Annotated in this window: 25 protein-coding genes and 1 tRNA gene; 13 read left to right on the forward strand and 13 right to left on the reverse strand. The window is 59.7% G+C overall.

Going from position 1 to position 24,735, the window contains the following annotated elements; all coding sequences use genetic code 11:
* The first annotated feature begins 175 nt into the window (after positions 1 to 175).
* Positions 176 to 1,570 carry an L-serine ammonia-lyase gene (locus FMN63_RS17655; protein ID WP_148585408.1) on the forward strand — a complete coding sequence of 465 codons (1,395 nt, stop codon included), beginning with the start codon at positions 176 to 178 and terminating at the stop codon, positions 1,568 to 1,570.
* An 82-nt stretch (positions 1,571 to 1,652) separates the two neighbouring features.
* Complete coding sequence (locus FMN63_RS17660) at positions 1,653 to 2,057, forward strand: MAPEG family protein (protein ID WP_148585409.1); 405 nt, start codon at positions 1,653 to 1,655, stop codon at positions 2,055 to 2,057.
* Here the strand turns inward: FMN63_RS17660 and FMN63_RS17665 are convergent, their stop codons facing one another.
* From FMN63_RS17665 to FMN63_RS17685, 5 genes are all read right to left on the reverse strand, one after another.
* Positions 2,058 to 2,675 (reverse strand): GntR family transcriptional regulator, encoded by a 618-nt coding sequence (locus tag FMN63_RS17665; RefSeq protein ID WP_148585410.1) that lies wholly within the window; start codon positions 2,673 to 2,675, stop codon positions 2,058 to 2,060.
* A gap of 85 nt (positions 2,676 to 2,760) precedes the next feature.
* A complete protein-coding gene (locus tag FMN63_RS17670) occupies positions 2,761 to 3,849 on the reverse strand; it encodes an anhydro-N-acetylmuramic acid kinase (protein ID WP_148585411.1) in 1,089 nt (362 codons plus the stop codon).
* Entirely contained in the window at positions 3,846 to 5,198 is a 1,353-nt protein-coding gene (locus tag FMN63_RS17675) for an aspartate aminotransferase family protein (protein WP_148585412.1), read from the reverse strand. The genes FMN63_RS17670 and FMN63_RS17675 overlap by 4 nt, the downstream gene beginning before the upstream one ends.
* Positions 5,199 to 5,579: 381 nt before the next feature.
* Positions 5,580 to 7,496, reverse strand: a complete 1,917-nt coding sequence (locus tag FMN63_RS17680) for a CHASE2 domain-containing protein (RefSeq protein WP_148585413.1) — start codon at positions 7,494 to 7,496, stop codon at positions 5,580 to 5,582.
* On the reverse strand, positions 7,493 to 8,011 hold the full coding sequence (locus tag FMN63_RS17685; protein ID WP_162530064.1) for a FecR domain-containing protein: 519 nt from the start codon (positions 8,009 to 8,011) through the stop codon (positions 7,493 to 7,495). Before FMN63_RS17685 ends, FMN63_RS17680 begins: the two co-directional genes overlap by 4 nt.
* Before the next feature lie 124 nt (positions 8,012 to 8,135).
* On the opposite strand from FMN63_RS17685, the gene FMN63_RS17690 reads away from it, so the two are divergent.
* The 4 genes from FMN63_RS17690 (at position 8,136) to FMN63_RS17705 (ending at position 10,174) form a co-directional block, all read left to right on the forward strand.
* Positions 8,136 to 8,837 (forward strand): Crp/Fnr family transcriptional regulator, encoded by a 702-nt coding sequence (locus FMN63_RS17690; RefSeq protein ID WP_148585415.1) that lies wholly within the window; start codon positions 8,136 to 8,138, stop codon positions 8,835 to 8,837.
* 165 nt (positions 8,838 to 9,002) lie between these two features.
* Positions 9,003 to 9,269: a BA14K family protein gene (locus FMN63_RS17695; RefSeq protein ID WP_148585416.1), complete on the forward strand. Its 267-nt coding sequence runs from the start codon at positions 9,003 to 9,005 to the stop codon at positions 9,267 to 9,269.
* 315 nt (positions 9,270 to 9,584) lie between these two features.
* Complete coding sequence (locus FMN63_RS17700) at positions 9,585 to 9,794, forward strand: cold-shock protein (RefSeq protein WP_148585417.1); 210 nt, start codon at positions 9,585 to 9,587, stop codon at positions 9,792 to 9,794.
* A 128-nt stretch (positions 9,795 to 9,922) separates the two neighbouring features.
* Positions 9,923 to 10,174 (forward strand): hypothetical protein, encoded by a 252-nt coding sequence (locus tag FMN63_RS17705; protein WP_148585418.1) that lies wholly within the window; start codon positions 9,923 to 9,925, stop codon positions 10,172 to 10,174.
* A gap of 151 nt (positions 10,175 to 10,325) precedes the next feature.
* Here the strand turns inward: FMN63_RS17705 and FMN63_RS17710 are convergent, their stop codons facing one another.
* The 7 genes from FMN63_RS17710 to FMN63_RS17745 form a co-directional block, all read right to left on the reverse strand.
* Complete coding sequence (locus tag FMN63_RS17710) at positions 10,326 to 10,736, reverse strand: GNAT family N-acetyltransferase (RefSeq protein WP_162530065.1); 411 nt, start codon at positions 10,734 to 10,736, stop codon at positions 10,326 to 10,328.
* A gap of 195 nt (positions 10,737 to 10,931) precedes the next feature.
* Positions 10,932 to 11,249, reverse strand: coding sequence for a hypothetical protein (locus FMN63_RS17715; protein WP_148585420.1), 318 nt, complete (start codon positions 11,247 to 11,249; stop codon positions 10,932 to 10,934).
* Between the two features lie 1,207 nt (positions 11,250 to 12,456).
* The gene (locus FMN63_RS17725) at positions 12,457 to 13,074 is read right to left on the reverse strand and encodes a glutathione S-transferase family protein (protein WP_148585421.1); all 618 of its coding nucleotides are present in this window, start codon (positions 13,072 to 13,074) and stop codon (positions 12,457 to 12,459) included.
* Positions 13,075 to 13,249: 175 nt separating this feature from the next.
* Positions 13,250 to 13,326 (reverse strand) — tRNA-Arg (locus tag FMN63_RS17730).
* 215 nt (positions 13,327 to 13,541) lie between these two features.
* Entirely contained in the window at positions 13,542 to 15,014 is a 1,473-nt protein-coding gene (locus FMN63_RS17735; protein WP_148585422.1) for a sensor histidine kinase, read from the reverse strand.
* Positions 15,015 to 15,096: 82 nt separating this feature from the next.
* A complete protein-coding gene (locus FMN63_RS17740) occupies positions 15,097 to 16,527 on the reverse strand; it encodes a dihydrolipoyl dehydrogenase family protein (protein ID WP_148585423.1) in 1,431 nt (476 codons plus the stop codon).
* A 37-nt stretch (positions 16,528 to 16,564) separates the two neighbouring features.
* Positions 16,565 to 17,374 (reverse strand): TVP38/TMEM64 family protein, encoded by an 810-nt coding sequence (locus FMN63_RS17745; RefSeq protein WP_286192679.1) that lies wholly within the window; start codon positions 17,372 to 17,374, stop codon positions 16,565 to 16,567.
* Positions 17,375 to 17,711: 337 nt separating this feature from the next.
* Here FMN63_RS17745 and rpmH point away from each other — a divergent pair, with 337 nt between their 5' ends.
* From rpmH to yidC, 3 genes are read left to right on the forward strand one after another with little or no spacing between them, the layout of a single operon-like run.
* Complete coding sequence (gene rpmH / locus FMN63_RS17750) at positions 17,712 to 17,846, forward strand: 50S ribosomal protein L34 (RefSeq protein WP_006934271.1); 135 nt, start codon at positions 17,712 to 17,714, stop codon at positions 17,844 to 17,846.
* A 59-nt stretch (positions 17,847 to 17,905) separates the two neighbouring features.
* Positions 17,906 to 18,307 carry a ribonuclease P protein component gene (gene rnpA / locus FMN63_RS17755; protein WP_006934270.1) on the forward strand — a complete coding sequence of 134 codons (402 nt, stop codon included), beginning with the start codon at positions 17,906 to 17,908 and terminating at the stop codon, positions 18,305 to 18,307.
* A gap of 6 nt (positions 18,308 to 18,313) precedes the next feature.
* Entirely contained in the window at positions 18,314 to 20,134 is a 1,821-nt protein-coding gene (gene yidC / locus FMN63_RS17760) for a membrane protein insertase YidC (protein ID WP_205514067.1), read from the forward strand.
* 85 nt (positions 20,135 to 20,219) lie between these two features.
* On the opposite strand, the gene FMN63_RS17765 is transcribed toward yidC, so the two are convergent.
* A complete protein-coding gene (locus FMN63_RS17765; RefSeq protein WP_148585425.1) occupies positions 20,220 to 21,485 on the reverse strand; it encodes a hypothetical protein in 1,266 nt (421 codons plus the stop codon).
* A gap of 43 nt (positions 21,486 to 21,528) precedes the next feature.
* On the opposite strand from FMN63_RS17765, the gene FMN63_RS17770 reads away from it, so the two are divergent.
* The 4 genes from FMN63_RS17770 (at position 21,529) to FMN63_RS17785 (ending at position 24,613) form a co-directional block, all read left to right on the forward strand.
* Positions 21,529 to 22,206, forward strand: coding sequence for a CatB-related O-acetyltransferase (locus FMN63_RS17770; RefSeq protein WP_148585426.1), 678 nt, complete (start codon positions 21,529 to 21,531; stop codon positions 22,204 to 22,206).
* Between the two features lie 34 nt (positions 22,207 to 22,240).
* Positions 22,241 to 22,888, forward strand: a complete 648-nt coding sequence (gene yihA, locus FMN63_RS17775) for a ribosome biogenesis GTP-binding protein YihA/YsxC (RefSeq protein ID WP_148585427.1) — start codon at positions 22,241 to 22,243, stop codon at positions 22,886 to 22,888.
* Positions 22,889 to 22,985: 97 nt separating this feature from the next.
* A complete protein-coding gene (gene argB, locus FMN63_RS17780) occupies positions 22,986 to 23,873 on the forward strand; it encodes an acetylglutamate kinase (protein ID WP_148585428.1) in 888 nt (295 codons plus the stop codon).
* A complete protein-coding gene (locus FMN63_RS17785; protein ID WP_205514069.1) occupies positions 23,870 to 24,613 on the forward strand; it encodes a pyrimidine 5'-nucleotidase in 744 nt (247 codons plus the stop codon). The genes argB and FMN63_RS17785 overlap by 4 nt, the downstream gene beginning before the upstream one ends.
* The last annotated feature ends 122 nt before the right edge of the window (positions 24,614 to 24,735 follow it).

A 24,735-nucleotide genomic window follows, 5' to 3' on the forward strand; every position in this document is an offset into this window, starting at 1 on the left:
CTGTTTCCGCGAACCATTTGCTCCGGTTGGAAGCTGCACGGGAAAACGTCTGTTTCGGCGGTATGTCGCAAATAACACAAAATTGCCCGTTTGAATGGCGGCTTGGCGGGCGTTATCTGTTAGCGTGACCTGAAAGCACCGGTAGCCGGTGCATCTAATAACCGCGGTTCAAGAGATGTTCATCAGCGTCTTCGACATTTTCAAAATCGGCATCGGGCCGTCCAGTTCTCACACGGTTGGGCCGATGGTTGCCGTTCAGCGCTACCTTGACCGGGTGCGTGGCCTTTCTGGTGCGGAAAGCCGTGCGACACGCCTGACCGTCACCTTGCATGGGTCGCTGGCCTTCACAGGCAAGGGGCACGCCACGGACAAGGCCGTATGCCTCGGACTGCTCGGGGCGCGGCCGGATTCCATCGACCCGGATGAGGTCGACCCGATGCTGGAAGAGCTGGAGCAGACCAAAAGGCTGAAGATAGACGGTCTGCCCGAGCTGCAGTTCGAACCGTCGCGAGACGTCATTTTCGACTATGGCCCGCCGCTGGACCTTCATGCCAACGGCATGACGTTTCACCTGCTGGATGCTGCGGGCTCGGTCGTCGACACATTCGTCTATTACTCCATTGGCGGCGGTTTCGTGGTGAGCGAATCCGAGCTGCGCAAGACCAGTAATGAACCGGTCAACGAACTGGCCAAACAGGATGTGCCGTTCCCCTTTGCCAGCGCGAAGCAGATGCTGGAGATGGGCCGGGAAGCCGAGCTGTCCATTGCCGAGATGAAGCTGCAGAACGAATGCAGCGACAAACCTCAGGCTGAAGTGGAAGAAGGTATCGACCGGCTGTGGTCTGCCATGGATTCCTGCATCAACCGGGGCATCTCCCAGACCGGTATCCTGCCAGGTGGCCTGAAGGTGAAACGCCGCGCCGCCGACATCTATCAGAAGCTCATCCGCGAAGGCCGCACCAATCCGCGTTTCGAGCACAACGTGGTCGACTGGCTCGGCGTTTACGCGATGGCCGTCAATGAGGAGAACGCAGCAGGGGGACGTGTGGTGACAGCGCCGACCAATGGCGCCGCCGGGGTTATTCCCGCCGTGACCCGCTATTATCTCGACCACTGCTCCGGCGCCGATCAGGCCGGCATCCGCACCTTCCTGCTGACGGCAGCGGCCGTTGGCGGGATCATCAAGGCAAATGCCTCCATCTCAGGCGCCGAAGTCGGATGCCAGGGAGAAGTCGGTTCGGCCTCCGCCATGGCCGCCGCCGGTCTTTGCGCGGCCCTTGGCGGCACGAACGAGCAGATCGAGAATGCAGCGGAAATCGCTCTGGAACACCACCTCGGCATGACCTGCGATCCGATCGCTGGCCTCGTGCAGGTTCCCTGCATCGAGCGCAACGCCCTCGGCGCGGTCAAGGCGGTGACGGCGGCCTCTCTGGCGCTTCGCGGCGATGGGTCTCATTTCGTGCCTCTGGACGGCTGCATCGAGACAATGCGCCAGACCGGCATGGACATGATGGAGCAGTACAAGGAAACGTCAAAAGGCGGACTGGCCGTCAATATCGTCGAATGCTGATCCGCAGTTTTTCACTCGTCGTAAGCTGAACATACCCGGCGGCAACACCCTGCGCCGCCGGCTCTTCTTTCAAGGGAGCGATATGGCGCTTTACATCACTCCGCTTTTTGCGGGTCTTCTAACGCTGCTTTACATCTACCTGAGCATTCGGGTCATCGCTGTGCGCAAGAGCGAACGCGTCGGCCTGGGGGATGGTGGCCATAGCGGGCTGCAAAGACGCATGCGTGCTCATGGCAACTTTGCCGAATATGCTCCGCTCGCTCTGGTATTGATGTTGATACTGGAGCTGACAGGAACTGCCCACTGGCTGCTCTGGGCTCTAGGTCTGGCCCTGCTTGCCGGCAGAGCCCTGCACGCCTACAGCGTCAGTCAGGAGCCGGAGCCACTGAAATTCCGGGTCGCGGGCATGGGTCTGACCTTCACTGTCCTTGCAGTTGCGGCGCTCACTCTGTTGCTGCAATCGGCAGGGTCGATTGTGAACGCCTGATCAGATCTGCTTCAGCCGTGTCTTGTGCGCATGGGCAATGTGAAGACGGGCGGCAGCTTCCGCGGCCGCACAGTTTCCTTCGGAAATCGCATCAACAATGGCGGCATGTTCTTCAACCGCCGTCTCGCGCCGCTCGGGCGTGTCCAGCGTGGTGCCCGCCATCAGGATGAGCGACAGGCGCAAGTGGTCGATCTGGTCGACCAGATAGCGGTTGTGCGACGCCAGGCACAGACGGCGGTGAAATTCGCGGTTGGAGCGTACGAGGCTGTCCTTGTCCGCAATGCGCTTACGGTCTGCCGTGACAAGGTCCTGCAGTATCTCCACCTCCGGCTTGGAGGCATGTTTGGCAGCAAGCCCGGCTGCGGTTCCTTCCAGAATTTCCCGCATGAAATAGACTTCGTTGATCTGGCCATGATCCAGTGTCGGCACGACCATGCCACGGTTGGGTTCATGCACGGCGAGGCCCTGCGCCTCCAGCCGTTTCAACCCTTCGCGGATCGGCGTTCTGGACACACCGAATTCTTCCGCAAGATCAGCCTCGCGCAAGCGGTCACCGGGTTTCAAGACCCGCTCTTCGATGAGGCCGATCAGCCGCCGGTAGATTTCAGATCCGTTCATGATGTCTGGTTAGCGGCAAGCACGGGCCGGTGCAAGCAAATGCAGGTACCGTTCGTGCGCCCCAACCTCACCCCTTTGCGAGTGTTCATGTGCCTGGCATAAAGAGTTCGCCGCCAACAACAGGCTGACTGACACCAGTTGTTCCGGGAAAGGTGGTTGGCAGCGAGGCCTTCAGACGCGCGCCCAAAAACGCCATTGCCTGGGCCTCCAGGGCGTCTCCGTCGATGCGGTATTCGTCCGCTGAAACGACCTGCCCCGCAAGACGTTCCGAGAGTGCCTTCATCAGAACCGGATTGTGCCGGCCGCCACCGCAGACCAGCCAGAGCTTCGGCACCTGCGGCAACAGCTTTTCCGATGCGGCAATTGCTTCGGCAGTGAAGGCAAGCAGCGTTGCGGCGCCGTCCTCAAGGCTGAGACCTTCGGCGAACTCGCCGGAAAAGCTGTAACGGTCGAGGGACTTCGGGCCGGGCGCAGACAGAAACGGATGGGTCAATGCCGTGCGCAGGCGGTCTTCATCGACCTTTCCTCTGGCGGAAATCTCACCGCCTGCATCATAGTCACCCGCGCCATGCTTGTGGATCCAGTCATCCAGAAACGCATTGCCCGGGCCAATATCGAAGGCAAGCAGCCGGTCGCCCTCGATATAGGTGAGGTTGGAAACCCCACCGATATTCAGGAAACAAAGCGGCTCAAGGCTTTCGCCGACCAGGGTCTTGGCAAGCGCCTGATGATAGACGGGAACCAGGGGTGCCCCCTGCCCTCCAGCAGCCATATCGGCCAGACGCACGTCGCCGATCACCGGCACGTTGAGATCCGTTGCCAGCGCCTGCGGATCTCCCAGTTGCACCGTTTCGCCTCTGTCCGGGTCATGCCACACGGTCTGACCGTGAAACACCACGGCGTCGGGCGACAGGTCGTGCTGTGCCAGAAAGGCCAGGACCGCCTCGGCGTGATCCCGGGTGACGGCTGCGGCAATCTCCGGCCAGGCTTCCCTCCCGGTTCCCTTGCGCGCAGCTGCGTCCAGCACCCGGCGCCTGGTCTCAGGCCGGTAGCTTGCGGTTTCCGCCGGGCCGAAACGGGCCACCGTCCGGCCGTCGGTCTCGATCCACGCAAGATCGATCCCGTCGGCGGACGTACCGGAGATAGTGCCGAGTATGGAGTAGTTGCCGCTCACAGACTGCCCTGAACTGCCTCAAGACCGGCTTCAGCAATGTCGAACATTTCGTTCACCTGGGCTTCGGTGATGATCAGCGGCGGACAGAAAGCCATGGCATCCAGCATGTTGCGCGAAATCAGGCCCTTGTCGTGGAACGTTGCATTGGTCTTTGCGCCGAGCGCTCCAGGCATTGCCGCCAGAGCCTCATGCTTCAGTTCCGCTGCACCGATCAACCCGACCCCGCGGGTCTCGATGACCAACGGGCTTTCCGCAAGGCCGGCAAGACGCTTCTGGAAGGTTGGCGCAATAGCTTTGACGTGGCCGACCAGATCCCGCTCCTCGATGATCTTCAGGTTTTCCAGCGCAACGGCGGCAGCGACCGGGTGCCCGGCGGCAGTGTAGCCGTGGCCGAGTACGCCGATGTTGTGGCTTTCGTCCGCAACTGGCTGATAGACCGTGTCATTGATCAACAGCGCGGAAATCGGCTGGTAGGACGACGACAAGCCCTTGGAGAGCGTCATCATGTCCGGCTGCAGATTGTAGGTTTCCGTGCCGAACATGTTGCCGGTCCGGCCAAAGCCGCAGATCACTTCATCGGCCACGAAAAGAATGCCGTATTTCTTCAGGACCGGCTGAACCGCTTCCCAATATCCGTCCGGCGGCACAACGACGCCGCCAGCGCCCATCACCGGCTCGGCAAAGAAGGCTGCGATCGTTTCCGGGCCTTCCGCCAGGATCAGGTCTTCCAGATCCTGTGCGCAGCGCTTTGCGAAATCCGCCTCGCTCTCGCCGTCCTTTTTCATGGTGCGATAATGCGGGCAGGTGGTGTGCAGGATCTGCGGCAGCGGCAGGTCGAACGAGCGGTGGTTGTTGGGCAGGCCCGTGAGGCTGGCGGAAGCGATGGTGACGCCATGATACCCGCGCACGCGGGAGATGATCTTCTTGCGTTCCGGCTGGCCAAGGGCGTTTGACCGGTACCAGATCAGCTTGATTGCCGTGTCGTTGGCTTCGGACCCGGAATTCGTGAAATAGGCTTTCGACATCGGCACCGGTGCCATCTCAACCAGCTTTTCCGCCAGTTCAATGGATGGGCCGTGGGTCTTGTAGGTGAAGGTGTGGTAGTAGGGCAGCTTCTCCATCTGCCGGGCAGCCGCCTCCACCAGGCGCTTTTCGCCAAAGCCGACGGCAACGCTCCAGAGGCCTGCCATGCCTTCGATGTAACGCTTGCCGTTGATATCCTCGACATAAATGCCGTCGCCCTTTTCAATCACCAGGGAGCCTGTCTCTTCCTGGCGGCGGGCATCTGCGTAGGAATGGAGCTGAAAAGCTGTATCGCGGGCTTCAAGGGAATTCGGCAGCTGTGCCATGGAGGGTCTCGTCTCGAATGAGGTTGAAAAGATCCGGCCGCAGACGACTCAAAGGTTCCTGCGTGGTACCGCACACGGTAGGCCATAGCCTGACAAAATTGAAGAGATTGCTTTGAGGTATTTCCGCGCAGGCGGAACGCGAAATTGCAGCCGCCTGACCGGGTCGTCAAAGGCTTGAAACAGCGGCGGCGTGTCTTTTTTCGTGTGATTGCCGTCACATGTCTGCGGCATCTGGTCGGCCTAGTGTCTTTCAGTCCATTGAACCGGACGCATCACCGGCCGAAGCTCCCCACAGGCGGATGGCCGGTACACAAGTCGGGCGGAAGCAGAAAGCTTCCGTCCGTACTTTTTTGTCCCGGCCAGGGATTGCGTTTCGCATATTCAGTGCGTTGCGGTGGTCCCGCTCGGCTCCGGCACTGCCTGGTCTGCCGTCCAGAGCGCCACTTCCAGCTCCTGCACACGGCCCCTGATGGCAACGGCCTCCAGGCGTGGCGGCCTGGCCAACGCCTCCTGGAATGCCGGGGTCGCCGCGGTCTGATCTGCCATGGCCTGATCTGACATGGTCTGGGCTGCTGTGGTCAGGGTCGTGGAAAGGACCATCGATGCACCGTGTGACTTGCCAACTTCCATCAGCCTGCTGGCTACGTTGACGCAATCGCCGGTCGCTGCGATCTGTTGCTGATTGTCATGGCCGAGACGCGACAGCACCACTGGGCCGTAATGGCCCCCGATGCGGACCTCCCGAATATCGGCATTTAGGCCGGACGCCTTTATCCAGTCTCGCACCGCGCCAACAAGGTCGAAAGCACAGCGGCAAGCATCCTCTGCGTCCCTGGATGTGGCGTCCGGAATGCCGAAGCCGATCATGGCGCCATCGCCCATGAAATCCAGAACCAGCCCCCTGTTACGCACCGCCTCGTTGACCACCAGCGTATGAAAAGCCTTCAAGACATCGCGCGTGCGCGCGGGCCCCAGTTTTTCCGACAGGCCTGTGTATCCCGACAGGTCGATGAACAGGATCGCGACGGATTGCTCCCGCGGGACCTGCAGAAAACCGGGATCGTCGGCAATGCGCCTGGCAAGGCCGGGAGCCTGAAACCGGCTGAGGGCTTCGCGGGCAGCCATCAACCGGCGCACCCGAAACCAGTCGAAGCCCTCACGCAGCACAGCCAGAGCCACGACCGGTGGCAAGCTTGCAGCAATCGGCAGCGTCGCGTTCAGCCAGATTCCCTGATTGAAACTGATGACCGTGACCGCGAGCCAGCCCAGAAGAAGCAGCAGATAGACGATCGTTGCGCTGGCCAGCGGCAGAAACACGATCACGGCCATGCCAAGCAGCGTAATGGACACGGCCGCAATGGCATCGCCCAGACGAACGCGGCTGTCACGCAACAGCACCGAACCGTCCAGCAGATTGGCGATCCCTGTCGACAGCACCTCCACTCCGGGCAGGATCGGGTCGAACGGCGTGGAAAACCGGTCGCCGACCGCCGAGGCCGTCACGCCGAGCATCACCAGATGACCATCGAGAGCGGCCTTGGCGGCGGCTGACCCCTGAAGAAGCGCTTCTGCACTGACGGTCCTGATCGTGCCGCCCTTGCCGTAATAGTTCAGCGGTTGTTGCCAGTGCATATCCAGCGGCTGTACTCGTCCGGCGAGGCGGATGCCTTCGGCCGTTACCGAGGGGATCTTTCCAAGATACTTGCCGACAGCCTGCATGCCGAAAGACGGGGCAAGGCCCTGATCCGTCCTGAAGATGAGAGGGAAATGGCGTGGTGTGCCGCCGGCATCGGTCGCGACGTTGACCAGCCCGACGCTGGCGACTTCGGCGAAGATCTCATAGGGGCGCAGCTCGCTTTCGGGAGCGGGCACCCGAACCACAGCGGCCTCATCAAGCGGAAACTGACCGCCGGCCGCAATGACCGAGGGCAGCGACCCCAGTGCGCTTGCCAGACCGGCGTCGGCGGCCTCATCCGATTTGCCAATCAGCAGAATGTCGACGGCCAGGGCCTTCGCACCGGCTTCCCGGATCCGTTCAACAATCGCCGCCAGAATAACCCTGCCGACCGGGTATTGCCCCGCGGCCGCGACGGTCTTGTCGTCAATGGCCACAATCACCACGTCCCGCGGCGCTTCACGCGGCCCCTTTATCAGAATACGCAGATCCAGCAGCACGGTTTCCAGACGGTCCAGAACGCTTGCCCGTCCGGCGACGTGGCTCTGGGCGAGCGCGCCCGCCCAGACAACACCTGCCAACATCGCCAGGGCGACGAGACAGGCATAGAGCTTCAGTTTCATTGCCCGAAACGGGACAACAACCCTGCAGCCCTTTCCGCCGACCATGTGGCTGGCGCAAAGGGAAGCCCAGGGGCAACATCCGCCCCCTCACCCGCGGCCAGCAGCACCGTATCGGAGCCATCCGGTCGCGACACCGACACATGGCCGCGCACGACGAAGACAGACGTGCGTTCCGGCCCGACGTCGACCGCATAGATCGTGCCGCGCACGGCGGCGATGGCATGGGGGGTGCGCACCTGAAACGGTCCGCTGCCGGGCTCGACCTCGATCAGCACCGCATCGGCACTCAGATCGACCTCGTCCGGGCGGCTGGCGCCGGCCGCAGTATCGATACTGAACGCAGAGGCGGCTTCAGCTTCGATCACAAGGCCGTTATCACACTGAAAAACGACCCTTGGCGGATCCTGAACCTGCGTTCGCTCACACCCGTTTACATTTTGCGCCATGGCCGTGGTCGATGCTGCGAACATCATCCAGAGCAGGGTTATGGCCAGTTTCAGTCGTCCTGTTGACATTGCATATCCGATAGGCTTGTCAGGGTCTTGTAGGGCATCACGGTGAAATACCACCTTGGTATGGCATGGCAACCGTTGTAACAAGCGTTGCAGTGACACTCTTATCACACCCGAAAGAGAGAACATGGCTGCCGACGAGAGTTTGAATAAAGAAAAGCTTCTTGGACAGAGCTTTATTTTCGAAGCCCTGGACGAGCAGAGTCGAAAGGACCTTGCCGCTTTCGCCCATGTGAAACGCTACACTGCCGGCGATGTCATTTTCGACATGGGGACACCGGGGCAGAGCATGATGGCGATTGCGGAAGGTTCCGTGCGCATCACCATGACAACCCCCAGCGCCCGCGACGTCACGTTGTCGGAGCTGCATGCGGGAGATATCTTTGGCGAAATCGCCCTGCTTGATGGCGGCGAGCGGTCTGCGAATGCCCGGGCCCTGACCAACTGCAAGCTGGTCGTGCTCGAACGGCGGTCTCTTCTTGAGGTTCTCAACCGCGATCCGGCTCTGTCCATCCGCGTGATCGAATTGCTTTGCAAACGGGTGCGCCGGTCGGACGAGAGGATGATGGAAATCGGCTTTCTCGGCCTGCCCGAACGCCTTGCCCGCCTGTTGCTGCGCATCACGGTGACGGCTCCCGGCAGCGAAGAAAAACCGCTGACCAAACTGTCGCTTTCCCAATCGGAAATTGCCGAAATGATCGGCAATACGCGAGAGACCGTGAACCGGTGCCTTCGCAAGTTCCAGAAAGCAGAGCTGATCGAAATCAGGGACGGCTGGCTGATTATCCGCAACCGGGAAGGCCTGGAGGATGTCGCCGATTCGGTGTGAGCCTGTCGGCAACGCTTCCGCGGCTGAAGGCATGGCCCTGCCCTGTCATGAGACAGGCCATGCGAGGGCTGTGTGTCTCGTCACAGGTCCCGGCGCATGAAATTTCCTAGGTAAGGGGCACCGGCGAACACCGCTTCGCCAACACCTGGCCAAAGGAAGCCCCAAATGTTCAAGAAAACCATTTTCACCGCCGTTGCAGCTGCAGCTCTCGCAACAACAGTCTTCGCTCCGGCAGCTATCGCCGGCGGCCATAGCAATCATCATGGCCGCGACTATCAGCATCCCTGGGCTATCGGCGTTCGTGATGCAGTCGTGACCCGGCACATCGACTGGTGCTTCCGCCAACACAATTCCTATCGCACTTCCGACAACACTTACTGGACAGGCCAAGGCGCGCGCCTGCAGTGTTCCTCGCCTTTCATGAAACGCTGACGGATAAACGGCATCAGTCCTGCCGGCCCCGGCCAAACGCCCCCTCATGCACCAGATCGGTCGTGAAGCCGGATCAAATCGAACGAATATTGCCGAAATGGATGGTCGGAAAATTCTTTTTACGGAATCTGAAAATACGCCTTGTTTTGAACACGGTTTCAACCTAGAAATGAGCAATCGATATTGTTTGTCGAACTTTGTGACTGCGCGGTTTTCCGTGTTCTGAACGATCTTCCCATCAACGTCGACCTAACCGCGCTGCCCCACATAGCGTGAGGCGCGCAAACTACCATGACCGATTGAAAGGAAATCGTTATGCCAGTAGGAACCGTAAAATTCTTCAACACCACCAAAGGCTTTGGCTTTATTCAGCCGGAAGATGGCGCTTCTGACGTGTTCGTGCACATCTCCGCTGTCGAGCGCGCAGGCATGCGCGGCCTGGTCGAAGGCCAGAAGGTCAGCTTTGAAGTTGTCCAGGACCGCCGTTCCGGCAAGTCCGCTGCTGACAATCTTCAGGAAGTCTAATTCCGCATCCAACTCTGTCCGGTGACCACGGATGTACTGGCACCGGATGGCAGGATGAATAGAAAAGGCCGGGTAACTCCCGGCCTTTTTTGCATTTAAACCACCATTGACCGGTTGGAGGCGCGCAGATGACTTCGTCCAAGGAAACAGAAACTCCGCTTCGCACAAGGCGGGAGACCGCGGAAAGCAAAGCAGAAACGACCCGCCGCATTGCACGCGAAATCAATGAGGCAGAAGCATCGGCACGCGATGCCAAGACGGCTCGGCTGAAAGCCGCGAGACTGGCAAACCAGGCGCATCAGGAAAGCACGGCAACCGAGACAGCCAAAGGCAAAGCGACCAAGGCAAAGCCGCGCAAACGCACTCTCCGCAAGGCCTGACAGGCAACCTTCCTTCTTCGTTCTGGAGAGTTTTTGTCTGCACTGCCGGCAAGGGGAGCGACCGGCAAGGTGAGCGAAATGACCGTTCAGGATGGGCCGATCTCAATCTCTGCCCATTTTACCAGCCGGAGCCCGGATCGATAGCACGCAGTCAATCTGCCGCGAGGTCCGCGACAAACGCGTCCATGACCAGCGCAGGTTGCTTGCAGTTGGGCAGGAGCTCGAATTCAACCTGATCTACAACCTTAAATCCCAGGGCTGTGTAAAACCCTGTTGCGCTCTTGCTGGCCCATAGCCCAGTGACCTGAAGACGCTCGGCACCTGAATTCGCGTTGAGGATTTGCCGGATCAATCTGCGTCCGATCCCCGATCTCTGGACTGCCTGGCTGACATAACAGCCCCAGACATAGGCAACAGAACCGCGAGCCGCATAAACGCAGCTTCCAACGATCTGCTTATCCTGAAAGGCAAGGAGCACACGCTCATCCGTTGCAGGCAGGATGCCGCCCAGACGGTCGCCTTCAAGGGTCGCGATCAATGCGGACGCTGTATCGGCGCCCAACTGTTTCCCGTAGGTCTCACGCCAACAACTTGCGAGAAAGGACCGGAGACGGCCCCTGGGCAATCCAGCGGAGTGACGAATGTCGGAATCGAATTCAACCAGTTCGAGCACGTTTCCGGTTCCTGCTGCATCGGGTAGATGACAGACGAGGAATACCTCTTCGCGCACTCGGGCAGAACCGATTTCTCAACCACCTTAGCGGTGGCTGGAACCGAAAGTTTTTTCGAGCAGCGCCGAGTTGGTAGAACCGGGAGCGGTGCTGTTGCTGCTGATCGCTTCCAGCTGATCCTGGGTGGTCATCCGCTCATACGCTTCACCATCGGACTGAATGCGATATTGCGGCAAGCCATCGCGCGCCGGCAATCTGCCTGTGACGCGATACGTCAAACCAGACGTACTCTTGCCTCCGAATACATTCTTCAGACGCACGGCCTGCCCTATCCGGAAACTGTGGTCCGCGGAGCCGCCTGAAGCCTTGTCTGTGCTGGTTTTTGTGACCGTCGTTTTGGTCATGATAATTGGGTATCCTTTGTTTTGAAGAATTCGTGAGCGGAGATCCGCCATGTGAAGGCATCGGTATCGAGAGATACGTCTGACCGGCAGCTCAACCGGCGGCCGCGTCCATGCTTTCGCAAACTGATTTTGGTCCGGTGAAGCCTGATGCGCGACGGCAAGCAGCAGATATCAGCGCCATCAAATATGCCATGACCGCCTCTTGCGGACACACTTACTCTGGAACGTCGCAACCCAAAGCGCGCACATCAACTTTGCAAAATACAGTTATGAATTTTGTATTTTCATGAAAAAACAAGCGAACGAATGAATTTATTTTTCTTGATAAGCCTGTTCTTCTTTATAAGAGCATACACACTTTGCAACAACAATCAAACAGCAAAATATTTTCAAATTTTATCTCAATGAATTCTTTTTGAAGAAGCCGGATTGGCCGCCCGATTTCTGATCACGCCTATCCGCACGGCTGTAATTCCCAGCTCAACGAACAAGCCCTCACCTGAGACACAAACGCTATCTCTTCGGAAGTTGGAGGCGATATCCTGGACGAGCGCCGTCGGAGAAGCGGGTCAATCCCCCCCCAAGAAAGAAGCCGACCGGTCTTCGGGCAGGAACATCCTTCAGCATCAGATCAAGGTTGGCGCTCTCGTAAGGAAATTCAACGCGCAACGTCCGCCGAAAGCCTGCGCCATGAAGGCGGCGGTGGTCGTCTACGCAGGCCTCGACCCAGGCAATATCAGGAACTGCCGCCCCTGGACTATCCCTTCCATGACAGGGGCGTTCCAGGCTCCGCCTGAGGTCGGATCTGCATGCATCGCAAGAAGAACAATGTCTGGATGGTTCTGGCTGGTCAGAAGCTTGTGAACAAAGAGGAAGACGATGGATTTGGATGATCGGCTTCACGAGCCATGATCTGCGACACACCGGCCAGAAGCAGAGAACGCTACAGACAATCGACGCCCCGTTCGGCACGAGATCGTTGCCCATGTCACCGCTATAAACCGATGGTCATCTCTGCGGGCAGGACACTTTTGGTGTCGAATGCCATGCCGAACCGACTCTGCGCTCTGGTTTTTCTGAACCGCATTGGGAAGCTGTGCCAGGCAATCCCGGCTCAAATGCCAAGCATTTCCGACCCAAACCGGACCCTATGCGTGGAACGCGCGAGGGTCCGCTTTGCGGGACTTTTCTGCCGTTCGGCCTTTTTTCAGGTCAGCCCCGTCATGACAGCCTTGCGATAGGCCGGGCGCTCAGAGAGGCGACCATACCATGCCTCAAGCGCAGGATGCTCTGGCCGTTCGATTGACATGCTGAACCATGCATAGGCGATGCAGCCCAAGGGAATGTCGCCGAACCCGAACTCAGCGCCTGAAAGCCATTCGCTTTCTGAAAGGGCATCATCCGCAATGCTCATGAGAGTGGCGCACTGCGCGAGCCCCCGTTCTACGGCCACATCATCACGCTGTTCCGGCGTAGAGCGCACCAGATTCCAGAACACATCGCGGAAAGGCACTGCGAAAGAAAGCGATGCCCAGTCCATCCACTTGTCGGCCACCGCCCAGATGCGCGGGTCCGAAGGTGCAAACGGGGTCGTCCCATATTGTCTTGCAAGATATCTGACGATGGCGTTCGATTCCCAAAGCACCAGATCCCCGTCCTTGAGAGACGGCACCAAGCCGTTTGGGTTGAGCGCGCGAAACTCCTGAGAATTTACGACACCGAACGCACCTCCAGCAGGGATATGTTCGTACTTCAATCCAAGTTCTTCGGCACACCACAGTACCTTGCGGACATTGGTGGAATTGTCGCGGCCCCAGATTTTCACACTTCGTCTCCTGTCAGATCACGCCTAGAATACCAACTGTCAAATCAGGAGAAAAAGGCTCTTTCCCGCCGTTCACTGCGCCAGGCACAAACGTCGGCTTTCCTTTACCGCATGCGATTTTGGTCAGTGATTTGACACAGAAGTCGGTTTTGCCTGGCATTTTACATTTGGGGAATGGCGCACCGGGGAGGATTCGAACCCCCGACCCCCAGATTCGTAGTCTGGTGCTCTATCCAGCTGAGCTACCGGTGCGTATTTGCGAAGATCTTGTCATCTCGGTTGGAACCTGCCGATGACCGGTCTTGGCGCTGCGAGGCGTCTTGTGTGCCCCGGACAGGGCGCTTACCTACTGCGGTCCGGGGGGGATTGCAAGAACCTTTTTGAACTTTTTTTCAACGAACTGTCACACGGTTCCGAAACCCGCAAAATTCCGCAACATTGAGCGGTGAATAAGTTCGCCCCTCTGCTTACGGCTTGCGGTCGGGAACCTCGAAACAGAAACACGTGCCGGTCTGATTGTCCTCCAGACGCACCGATCCACCATGAGCCTTGAGCAGTTCGGCAACGATTGCCAGCCCGAGGCCGACACCGCCGTTCTTCGAGCCGCTGTGAAAGGCCCTGAACAAGGCCTTGCGGATGTTGTCCGGAATGCCTGGCCCGGTATCCGATACACGGACGCGGACACAAGCGCCCTCACGCTCGGCCTCGATGGTGATCCGGCGCACCAGGGTTTCGTCCTTTTCCGCCTCCAGCGCCTGGAAGGCATTGCGGACAAGATTGAGCATGACGCGGAAGATCTGTTCCGGATCGGCATCAATCTCGATGTCCGCCGACACCTTGTTGTCCAAGCGCACTGTGGCGTGGTCCACGAGACCCAGAACATCCGCAACATCGTCTCCAATGCGCCGCAGCGCCAGCAGGCGGCGTTGCGGCGCCCGCTCCTGGGCCTTGCCGTAGGACATCACCGCCTGGGTGTAGCCCACTGCCCGGTCGAGCGTGGCCAGGATCTTGGGGGCGAGGCGTTTGACCGTCGGGTCCGGGACATGTTCCAGACGCTCCAGAAACAGTTGCGCGGAGGCCAGCAGGTTGCGCAGGTCGTGGTTGATCTTGGAAACGGCCAGACCAAGGTCCGCAAGCCTCTGCTTCTGCTGAAGCGCCCTTGAAAGGGCCTCCTCCATGCCTGCCAGACGGATTTCCGCGTCGCCCAGTTCGTCGCGGCGGCCGGAGACCGGCATGATGCGCGAGGTATCCTCCGGGCTTTCGGCAAAGCGCTCCATGGAGGACGTCAGGTGGCGCAGCGGCCGGATGAACAGGGCACGCAGGGTGATATAGACGAGACTGGCCGTGATGATCGAAATCACCAGCGACAAGCCAAGGATACGGCCGGAGAATGCGAGCATGTCCTGCTGCAGCAGGCGCACCGGAAGGACAACGTCGACATGCTCGGTGTGCCCCATCTGACCGACCCCGATGATCCGCATGGCGCCGTCACCGCGATAGGTCAGGGTCTCGAAACTGTGCATGATCGCCGACCACGGGGTGACCTCCGCCATGTCGATGACGAATTCCATCTCTGAGGGAACGTCGCTCATGGCGATCAGGCTGCGCCGCGTGCCTTCATCGAGCGAAATTGCAAGGGCGCCGGTCGTGCGCAGCAGCTCTTCCTGCAGCCGCGGCGCGATGGTGTTGGTTTCGGCCAGCACGGAAGCTGCAACACCGGCGGTGGTCAGCCGGTCCATGAGCCAGGTGTTTCTGAAATTGGCAATCGAGGGCACATAGATGAGGACTTCCGCCAGCATGACGAAAAGAACGGTCATCAACAGAAGCTTGCCCGACAGGCCGCCGAACCGATAGTGCCCGAAGCCGTCGCCGCTTGACACGGGCGTGGCGTCGATTTCCTGCGGGACAGCCGAACCTTGCGGCGCGCCCTCATGTTTCATGTCACGTCTTTCCAAATTCCAAGGCCCCGGCCCCGCAAAGGTGATGGCACCACGGCTCCTCCCAAGCCGGCCGCGCCAACGGTCACCCGAACAGACGCAGGAAACCAATCACCCGCCTCAGCCAAGCATTTTTAGGAGCTTCCGCATAGTAAGAAATTGCCGCACGGCGCACCAGCTCTCCAAGCGTCGGATAGGGAGCGATGAATCCGGCGAGGTCCTTCATGGTCATCTTCCTGGACAGGGCGAGCGACAGAAGATTGATAACCTCCCCCGCCTGGGCGCCGACGATATCCGCCCCAAGCAGCTTGCCGCGCGGCCCCGCGATCAGCTTCAGACGGCCTTTGGTAAGGCCTTCGGCCTGCGCCCTGTCATTGCCATCATAGTCTGCCGTCAGAACCTTGACCCCGCTGCCGTAGCGCGCACGGGCCTCGGCTTCGGACAGGCCGACGTGACCGAGTTCGGGTGAGGTGTAGGTCACCCAGGGCACGATGTCGCTGTTCATGGAAACAGGCAGGCGGAACAGTATGGAGCGAATCGCAAGACCCGCCTGATATCCCGCGACATGCGTGAATTGCAGGCCACCGGCAACATCGCCGATGGCATAGACGCGCCGGTTGCTTGTCCGCAATCCCTTGTCGACCGTGATGCCCTTGCGATCGTGATCGATGCCGGCTTCATCCAGCCCCAGCCCTTCAACGTTCGGCGCACGGCCCGTCGCGACCAGAAGATGGGACGCTTCCACCGTCACCGCTTGTCCGTCCGCGTCCTTCGCGCTGATCGCAAGTCCCTCACCGGATCGGCTCACCGTCTCGACGGCCGTCTGCTCCAGAATGCGGATGCCTTCGGCCCGCAAGGTGTCCAGCACAACGGCCGCCAGCTCCGGATCGTCCTTGCCGAGGGCCTTCTGGGCTTCGAACACGGTGACGCTGGACCCGAGGCGCCTATGGGCCTGAGCCATTTCCAGGCCGATCGGGCCGCCGCCGATGATCGCCAGGTGCTCCGGACGCTCGCGCAGTTCAAACAGCGTTTCGTTGGTCAGATAAGGAACGTCTTCCAGACCTGGGATTGGCGGAACAAAGGCCGAAGAGCCGGTTGCGACGACGAAACGCCGTGCCTTGATCCGCACCGCCCCGGCAAGCACCTCGTCAGGTCCTGTGAACCTTGCCCCCTCCCGCAGCACGGTGACGCCAAGACCCTCGAAACGTTCCTGGGAATCATGTGGCTCAATGGCGGCGATAACTTTGCGGACGTGATCGTTCGCGGCGGCAAAATCGACCTCCTGCCGCCCGCCATGCACATCGAAGCGCCCCGCGGCTTCCTGCGCATGTGCGGCCTTGGCGGCAGCAAGAAGCGCCTTGGAAGGCACGCAGCCGTAATTGAGGCAGTCGCCGCCCATCAGCCCCTTTTCGATCAGCACCACGTCAACGCCGAAGGCAGCCGCCGCAGCGGCAACGGACAAGCCCGCCGATCCGGCGCCAATCACGCAAATGTCCGGTGTCAGTAAATTGGCCATGGCAGGCTCCGAGGTTTGCAGGCTAACGGCGGCGGGTTCAACGATTGCGGAATTTCTTCAGGATCACCGGAATGAGGCTGGCGACCCCTAGCGCAAAGAATGCAGCCAGCAATTGCGGCGTCACCAGCGCGGCCACGTCGATCTGGCAGGTGCCGGCGGCCGCGCAGCCGGGGCTGGCAGCCTCCTGCGCCGCGATGACACTGTCGAGACCGGACCCGATGAAGGTGAAGGCAAAGGTGCCCGGAACGATGCCGAAAAACGTGGCGAGCGTATAAGAGGCAAACGGCATCGCGAATATGGCGGGCGCGATGTTGACCAGCCAGAATGGAAAAACCGGCGTCAGCCGCAGGAACAGAAGATAGTGAAACGCATCTTTTCGAAAGCCTTCGGCCAGACGCGCCAGAAAGGGGCCCGCGCGATTGGTCAGCACATCGCCGAGGGAGGACCGCGCAACGAGAAAGACGGCACAGGCGCCGATGGTTGCGCCCAGCACCGTTGCAAATCCACCAAGTATCCAGCCGAAAAGAAAGCCGCCCGCAATTGTCAGCAAGGATGCCCCGGGAAACGACAGGGCGACGGCGACCGTGTAGACAGCCATATAGATCAGAATGGCAAGCGCCAGGTTCTGGTCGACGTAGCCGACAAGTTGCTGTCGCTGCATGATGAGGTTGGACAAGGTCAGCTGCTTGTGCAGCCCCAGGGCGAAGCCGATCCCCATCAACACCGCGAGAACCACCAGCGGAAGCCACGTCTTGAGCCTTGCGGCACCGGTGCGCGCCGGCGTTTTTGCGCCGGTCTGCCCCGGATCCTTCGACGGCGTCATCCTGTTGGCCTCTTCACCCATCATCCACTTTTCCATCGGTTCGACTTTGTCGCAGGGGCGCCCCGCTTTTCTGACCTCATTGGCAGATGTACCTTAAAGTTCGGAAAAAGAACTGCGCCTCACCGATAAGTGACACTCACGGCTTTGTGCCTCACCTGTGCGTGATCGAAAGGAAAACGCAGAATCTTAGGCCTGCAAAGTTGACTTGAGGCGGCATGGCCCGTATAAGCGCGCTCGACCGGGACATGCATTCGGACCCAAGGCTTGGATAAGCCGCGCTCTTCATGGCGCTTCGAGTGCTTCCTCCAAAGAATTTAAAAAATGAACAAGGGCCGCGTTCTTAGTCGCGCGGGGAAGAACAATGAAGCGTACGTATCAACCGAGCCGTCTTGTCCGCAAGCGTCGCCACGGCTTCCGCGCACGTATGGCCACCAAGAATGGCCGTCAGGTGCTTGCTCGCCGCCGTGCAAAAGGTCGCAAGAGCCTCAGCGCCTAATCGGCGACCAGCCCGCAGTGCGCCGGGTTGGCGGCCACTGCCAACACCAATCCGCCGCTATGGACACTTTGAAAAAGCGCTCCGAATTCCTGGCGGTCGCCAAAGGCGGCCGGCTGGGCCGGCGCGCTTTTGTCGTTCAGGGCTTGAAACGCGACAGCGACGACGCGTCGCGGGTGGGCTACACGGTTACAAAAAAAACCGGCAATTCGGTCGTGCGCAGCCGCATAAAGCGGCGGCTTAGAGCCGCCGTGGCCGAGCTTGTGCCTGAAGATATCCCGCAAAGAGCGGATTTTGTGCTTGTCGCCCGCGACAGCGCGCTCACTCTTCCCTTTGAAAAAATCGTTGCAGACCTTAAGTCTGGCCTCAGCCAGGTGCTGGATCCGCAAACGCCGCGCGGACGGGGAAAGCCGCGCCGGCAGGGCTCGCAAGCCCAATCGACACAGCGCAGGAAACAGGGGTAAATCCAGTTGATTTCTGAAAACCGCAATACGATTCTCGCAATCGTTCTGTCCCTGATTGTTCTGCTCGGCTGGCAATACTTCGTTGCCGCGCCTCAGCTGGAACGCCAGCAGGCCGAACTTCAGGCGCAGCAGGAAACCGTCCAGAAGACGGCGACCGACAGCGCGAACCCGAACAAGCCGCAACCAGACGCCTCGCAAGGCACTGATACGGCCGCACCGGTGGCCGGGCAGCAAACCGCCTTCGCCAACCGGGAAGCCGCCATTGCCGCTTCCAAGCGCGTGACCATCGATACGCCAAGCCTGGAAGGGTCCGTCAATCTGAAGGGCGGCCGTCTTGATGACATCCGGCTGAAGGACTATCACGAGACCGTGGACAAGAGCAGCCCGACCATCGTGCTGTTCTCGCCGTCCGGCAGCCCCGATCCCTATTACGCCGATTATGGCTGGGTCGGTGACCCGGGCGCGGACCTCGCGCTGCCCGGCGCGGATACGGTCTGGTCGATCGACGGCGAGGCGACCCTGACCCCGTCGACGCCGCTCACGCTGTCCTGGGACAATGGTGCCGGTCTTATCTTCAAGCGCACGTTTTCGGTCGATGACAACTACATGTTCACCGTCGACCAGTCGGTTGAAAACACCGGCAGCGACGCGGTAACGCTTTATCCCTACGGCTTGATCGCCCGCAAGGGCGAGCCCCAGACCAAAGGCATCTACATTCTCCATGAAGGCCTGCTCGGCGTCTTCGGCGCAGAAGGCCTCAAGGAAGTCGATTACGACGATCTGGCGGAAGAAGGCTCCATCCGACCGGCCAAAGTGGACCAGGGCTGGCTCGGCATCACTGACAAATACTGGGCGGCGACGCTCATCCCGACCCCCGGTCAGGAATTCCAGCCAGGCTTCAGCCATTCCGCAACCACCGACGTTTACCAGGCCGACTATCTCGGCAACGGCGTGACCGTGGCGGGCGGCGCAACCGGCGAAACCAGCTCGTATCTGTTTGCCGGTGCCAAGGAAACCAAGCTTCTCGACGGCTATGAAGAATCACTCGGCATCGAGCGTTTCGAACTGCTGATCGACTGGGGCTGGTTCTACTTCCTCACCAAGCCGATGTTCTTCACCATCGACTATTTCTTCCACCTGTTCGGCAACTTCGGCGTCGCCATCCTGGTCGTCACGGTTATCGTCAAGCTGATCTTCTTCCCGCTGGCCAACAAGTCCTACGTCTCCATGAGCAAGATGAAGCTCGTGCAGCCGCAGATGACGGAAATTCGGGAGAAATATTCCGACGACCGGCAGAAGCAGCAACAGGCGTTGATGGAGCTCTACAAGAAAGAGAAGATCAATCCGCTTGCGGGCTGTCTGCCCATCGTTGTGCAGATCCCGGTGTTCTTCTCGCTCTACAAGGTGCTTTACGTCACCATTGAAATGCGCCATGCGCCCTTCTTTGGCTGGATTCAGGATCTCTCGGCACCGGACCCGACCACAGTGTTCAACCTGTTCGGCCTGATCCCCTGGGATCCGCCGCAGATGCTGATGCTGGGCGTCTGGCCGCTGATCATGGGTATCACCATGTTCGTCCAGATGAAGATGAACCCGGCGCCGCCCGATCCGACCCAGCAGATGATCTTCACCTGGATGCCCGTGATCTTCACCTTCATGCTGGCCTCTTTCCCGGCCGGTCTGGTGATCTACTGGGCATGGAACAACACCCTGTCCGTGACGCAGCAATATGTGATCATGCGCCGTCAGGGAGCCAAGGTGGAGCTCTGGGACAATCTGGGAGCGCTCTTCAAGCGCAAGAAATCAGCTCCCGACGACAAGAGCTAATAGGCTGACCAAGCCAACGCAAATAATGAGAAAGGCCCTCCACCCGGGGGCCTTTTCTATTTCCGGCAAATCACAGCGGCTAGACTCACACGAACTGTATTGGCTGGCCGCCTGTGATGGGTGGCGTGTGGACAGTGTTCTGGTCTGCTGTGAAGCCGATGGCGTGGTTGTCGCCCAAAAGATAGGTGGAGAGGGCCTGCATGATATTCGACCGCGCCCTACTATCGTGCATGCGTAAGGCGCGCAATCCATTTACATAGGCCGCGAAAGTCGGATCCGGCGCATTCGTGTTTGGCTTGAATCCGATCTGCTTGTCGCCCAACTTGACTTCGTAGCCGAACATCGAGAGCCCGAGCAATTCGCGCGTCAGGACACGGGGAATGTTTAGTTTTGTGTCCCAGAACATCTGCATGTTCCAGCTGAAAAAGCGCTGCCAGACCATAAGCCTGTACTCTTCGGTGTTTTTCAGAAAGGACTCCGGCGGATTGCCGCCAAATCTCCCGGCGTATCGGGCATGCATGCGAGCCAGGTGCGGCTTCAGCGAAGCTTCGCATTCACGCCAGATCCCCTGCTCGTATTGGTCAAGCGCAATCACGAAATCGTGCTGAGCGGTCGCCGAACCGATGATCAGCGCGTCGTTGAGAATCGGTGTCCAGCCTCTTTCGCTGAGGATACTGCCGCCCCCCTGCGCCTGGATGATGCGGTTATCCGGATTTACGGCCGCTTGCGCGCGTGGTGCCGTGACGACCCCAGTGCGGAATGCGTCTGCCTGACTCACCCCCTGCACCGTCTCATCATCCTGTATGCCGTTGGCCGCGGTCACTCCAAATTGCAGGATGTATTCGGCGTTCTTGCGTATTTCAGTCCCGCCAAGCAGAACATATTTCAGCCGGTTCTCGGCGGTTGCCCGGTAAAGCCGGAAGGCAGCGCGGATATAATGGTACATGTGGAATTCAAAATTCCAGGAAGCGCCTTTCCACTTTCCCACCCAGGCATTGTCCTGACGGTAGATCGTCACAAGCGCGTCGATCTCTCTTTTGAATTCTCGCCATTGAAGCAAAGGCATCGCCGTTTCCCCATCTTGGTATCGACAGAAGACCTGTCCGGTGCAACTAAGGTAAGGGCGCTTCTGTCGTGAGACCTGTGACGGCGGACACAGCGAAAGTCCGGGCTCAGGCCATTGCGCGCGCTTGACCGAAGCCGGAGGCCGTGGTGTTATCCCGCTCCCTAGCGCGAACCCTTCGCGCCTTTCAACCGATATCTTTTGGAGTGCCTGGTTCGATGATCCTGTAAAGCAAGACCTGATCCGCAAGGCGAAGCCGCTCACCGGCAGGTCAACCGCGTCCGACACGCGTTTTCCTCTTCCCTTGTTTTCTTGCTTTCAAGGAGGCCCCATGCACGGCCCTTCTCCCGATACGCTCCATCCGTTCAACGGCGAACCGCACACGGTTTTTCTCAAGAATCTCGTCACCCGACCGACGATCGAGATCGGCGACTTCACCTATTACAATGATGAAAGCCACGCAGCGGAGTTCGAGAACCGCAACGTGCGCTACCATTTCGACTTTCTCGGCGACCGGCTGAAGATCGGAAAGTTCTGCGCACTCGCGCAGGGAACGACCTTCATCATGAGCGGCGCCAACCACGCCATGACCGGGTTTTCGACCTACCCGTTCAACATCTTTCAAAATGGCTGGGAACAGGGCTTCGATCCGGCGACCATTTTCGACCATCTGAAGGGAGATACCGTTGTCGGGCATGATGTGTGGTTCGGAACCAATGCAACGGTCATGCCCGGTGTCACCATCTGTTCGGGGGCCATCATAGGCGCGCATGCGGTCGTCGCATCCGACGTGCCGCCCTATGCGGTGGTGGTCGGCAATCCTGGACGGGTCGTGAAACTCCGGTTCGATGAAGCGACCATCGAACGGCTGCTTGAAATCGCCTGGTGGAACTGGCCCATCGAAACGATTTCCCGGAACCTCGATGCAATCCGCGGTGCGGATATCGATGTGCTTGAGTCTGTCGCAACAGAGTTGAGCGTTGAGCGCGACACGGCACGCCAAAACTAGTGACGGTTGCTTTCAGGCAGGGTAGAAGGCGCTTATGAGCGAAGACCAAAAATATTCCGATGAAGACCTTGAAGCTGGCCGGCTGATGTTCTGCCGGCCGTGGGACTTTCTGACCAGCGTCACCGACATGGCCAATCTGCCCGAGGCAGCCGGGGCGGAGATCGCCTTTGCGGGCCGGTCGAATGTCGGCAAGTCCAGCCTGATCAATGCGCTGACCGGGCGCAAGGATCTGGCTCGCACTTCGGCAACGCCGGGCCGGACGCAGATGCTGAACTTCTTCATCGCGCCCGAGACGCCGCTGACAATCGTCGACATGCCCGGGTACGGTTATGCCCAGGCGCCCAAGGAACTGGTGGAAGCCTGGACCCAGCTGGTGTTTTCCTACCTGCGCGGACGGCCGAACCTGCGCCGGGTGATCCTTCTGATCGACAGCCGCCACGGCATCAAAAAGAACGATCTCGAAGCGATGGACCTGCTCGACAAGGCCGCCGTCGTCTATCAGGTGGTTCTGACCAAGGCCGACAAGATCAAGCCGCCGCAACTCGTTCGCCTGATCGAGGAAACCCAGGCGATCCTGCGCAAGCGTGTGGCCGCCCATCCGGAAATCCTGGCAACGTCTTCGGAAAAAAACCGCGGTGTCGATGAACTGCGGGCAGAGCTGTTTCTTCTGGCCACTCAATAATCCCTGTCTCCTGCGCCGATTGTGAAGCCACTTCAAACCGGCTATAGCAGGGGGCTTTCGCGAGACTTTTTCCAGCCACGGTGAGTATTTCAGTTCCATGACCACGCCTGACACCGCCACACGCGCCAACATCATTGCCCATGCCCTGCCCTACATGCAGCGTTACGACAACAAGACGGTTGTCGTGAAATACGGCGGCCATGCCATGGGCGATCCGGAACTCGGCCAGGCCTTTGCGCGCGACATCACGCTGCTGCGCCAGTCCGGGGTCAATCCGGTGGTGGTTCATGGTGGTGGGCCGCAGATCGGCAAGATGCTGCAGCGGCTGAACATCGTCAGCGAGTTCAAGGGCGGCCTGCGCGTTACCGACAGGGCCACCGTGGAAGTGGTCGAGATGGTTCTTGCCGGGTCGATCAACAAGGAAATCGTCCAGCTGATCAACGCAGAAGGCGGCCGCGCGGTCGGCCTGTGCGGCAAGGACGGCAACCTTGTGACGGCCCGCAAGCTGACCCGTACCGTGGTCGATCCCGACAGCAATATCGAGAGCGTTCTGGACCTCGGCTTCGTCGGCGAACCGGACAGGATCGATCCAACCGTTCTGAAGCTGGTGCTGAAGGAAGACATCATTCCGGTTGTCGCCCCCGTGGCTCCGGGCGAAGACGGCGAAACCTACAACATCAATGCCGATACTGCCGCCGGTGCAATTGCGGGGTCTCTCGACGCAAAACGGCTCTTGTTCCTGACGGACGTGCCCGGCGTTCTGGACAAGGACGGCAACCTGATCAAGCAGCTGAGCGTTGCCAAGGCGCACGAACTGATTGCCGACGGCACCATTTCCGGCGGCATGATCCCCAAGGTGGAAACCTGTATCGAGGCCCTGGAACGCGGTGTTGAAGGCGTGGTCATCCTGAACGGCAAGGTGCCTCATGCGGTGCTGCTGGAACTGTTCACCGACGGTGGCGCAGGGACGTTGATCCGCCCGTGACCGGAAAGCGCCCCCTGCCCCACGAGGGCCAGCAGGCTCATCGCCGCGATCTGAGGATCTTCAAGGGTGTTGAAGCCTGGGTCTTCGATCTGGACAACACGCTTTATCCGCACGAGAGCGACCTGTTTCCGCAGATCAACGAAAAGATCTCGCGCTATGTGCAGAAGACCCTGAACCTGCCGCCGGACGAGGCAATGGCACATCAGAAGGAACTCTATCACGAGTTCGGCACAACCTTGCGCGGCCTGATGAGCAATCACGATATCGACCCGGACGACTACCTGCATTTCGTCCACGATATCGACTATTCGACCCTGAAACCCGATCCGGAGCTTGCAGCCGCAATCGAGGCCTTGCCGGGACGGAAATTCATCTTCACCAACGGCGACCGCCCGCATGCGGAACGCACGGCGGCCGCGCTCGGTATCGCGGATCACTTCGAGGACATCTTCGACATTGTCTCGGCCGATCTTGTGCCCAAGCCCAACAAGGTCACCTACGAGCGGTTTCTGACGCATACGGGTGTCGCTCCGGCACGCGCCGCGATGTTCGAAGACCTCGCGAAGAACCTGAATGTGCCGCACGCACTCGGCATGTGCACGACCCTGATCCTGCCGACAGGCACGCGTGAGGTGTTTCAGGAGACCTGGGACATGGAAGCCGATCCCTATCCGCATGTGGATTTCGTCACCGATGAGCTGACCGGCTTCCTGAAGGCGGTGCTTGGGGCCATCAGCTAGCTTCCGAGAACATTCTAGCACGATGCATGGACGCTTGTTTCCATCGCAAAGTTGAATGTCCGGGCGCTGCTGATGATCATTTCCTTCGCGCTGATGGCGCTGGTGAACGGGCCGGAATGGGA

The sequence above is a fragment of the Stappia sp. BW2 genome (assembly GCF_008107695.1).
In the GTDB taxonomy this organism is placed as follows: domain Bacteria; phylum Pseudomonadota; class Alphaproteobacteria; order Rhizobiales; family Stappiaceae; genus Roseibium.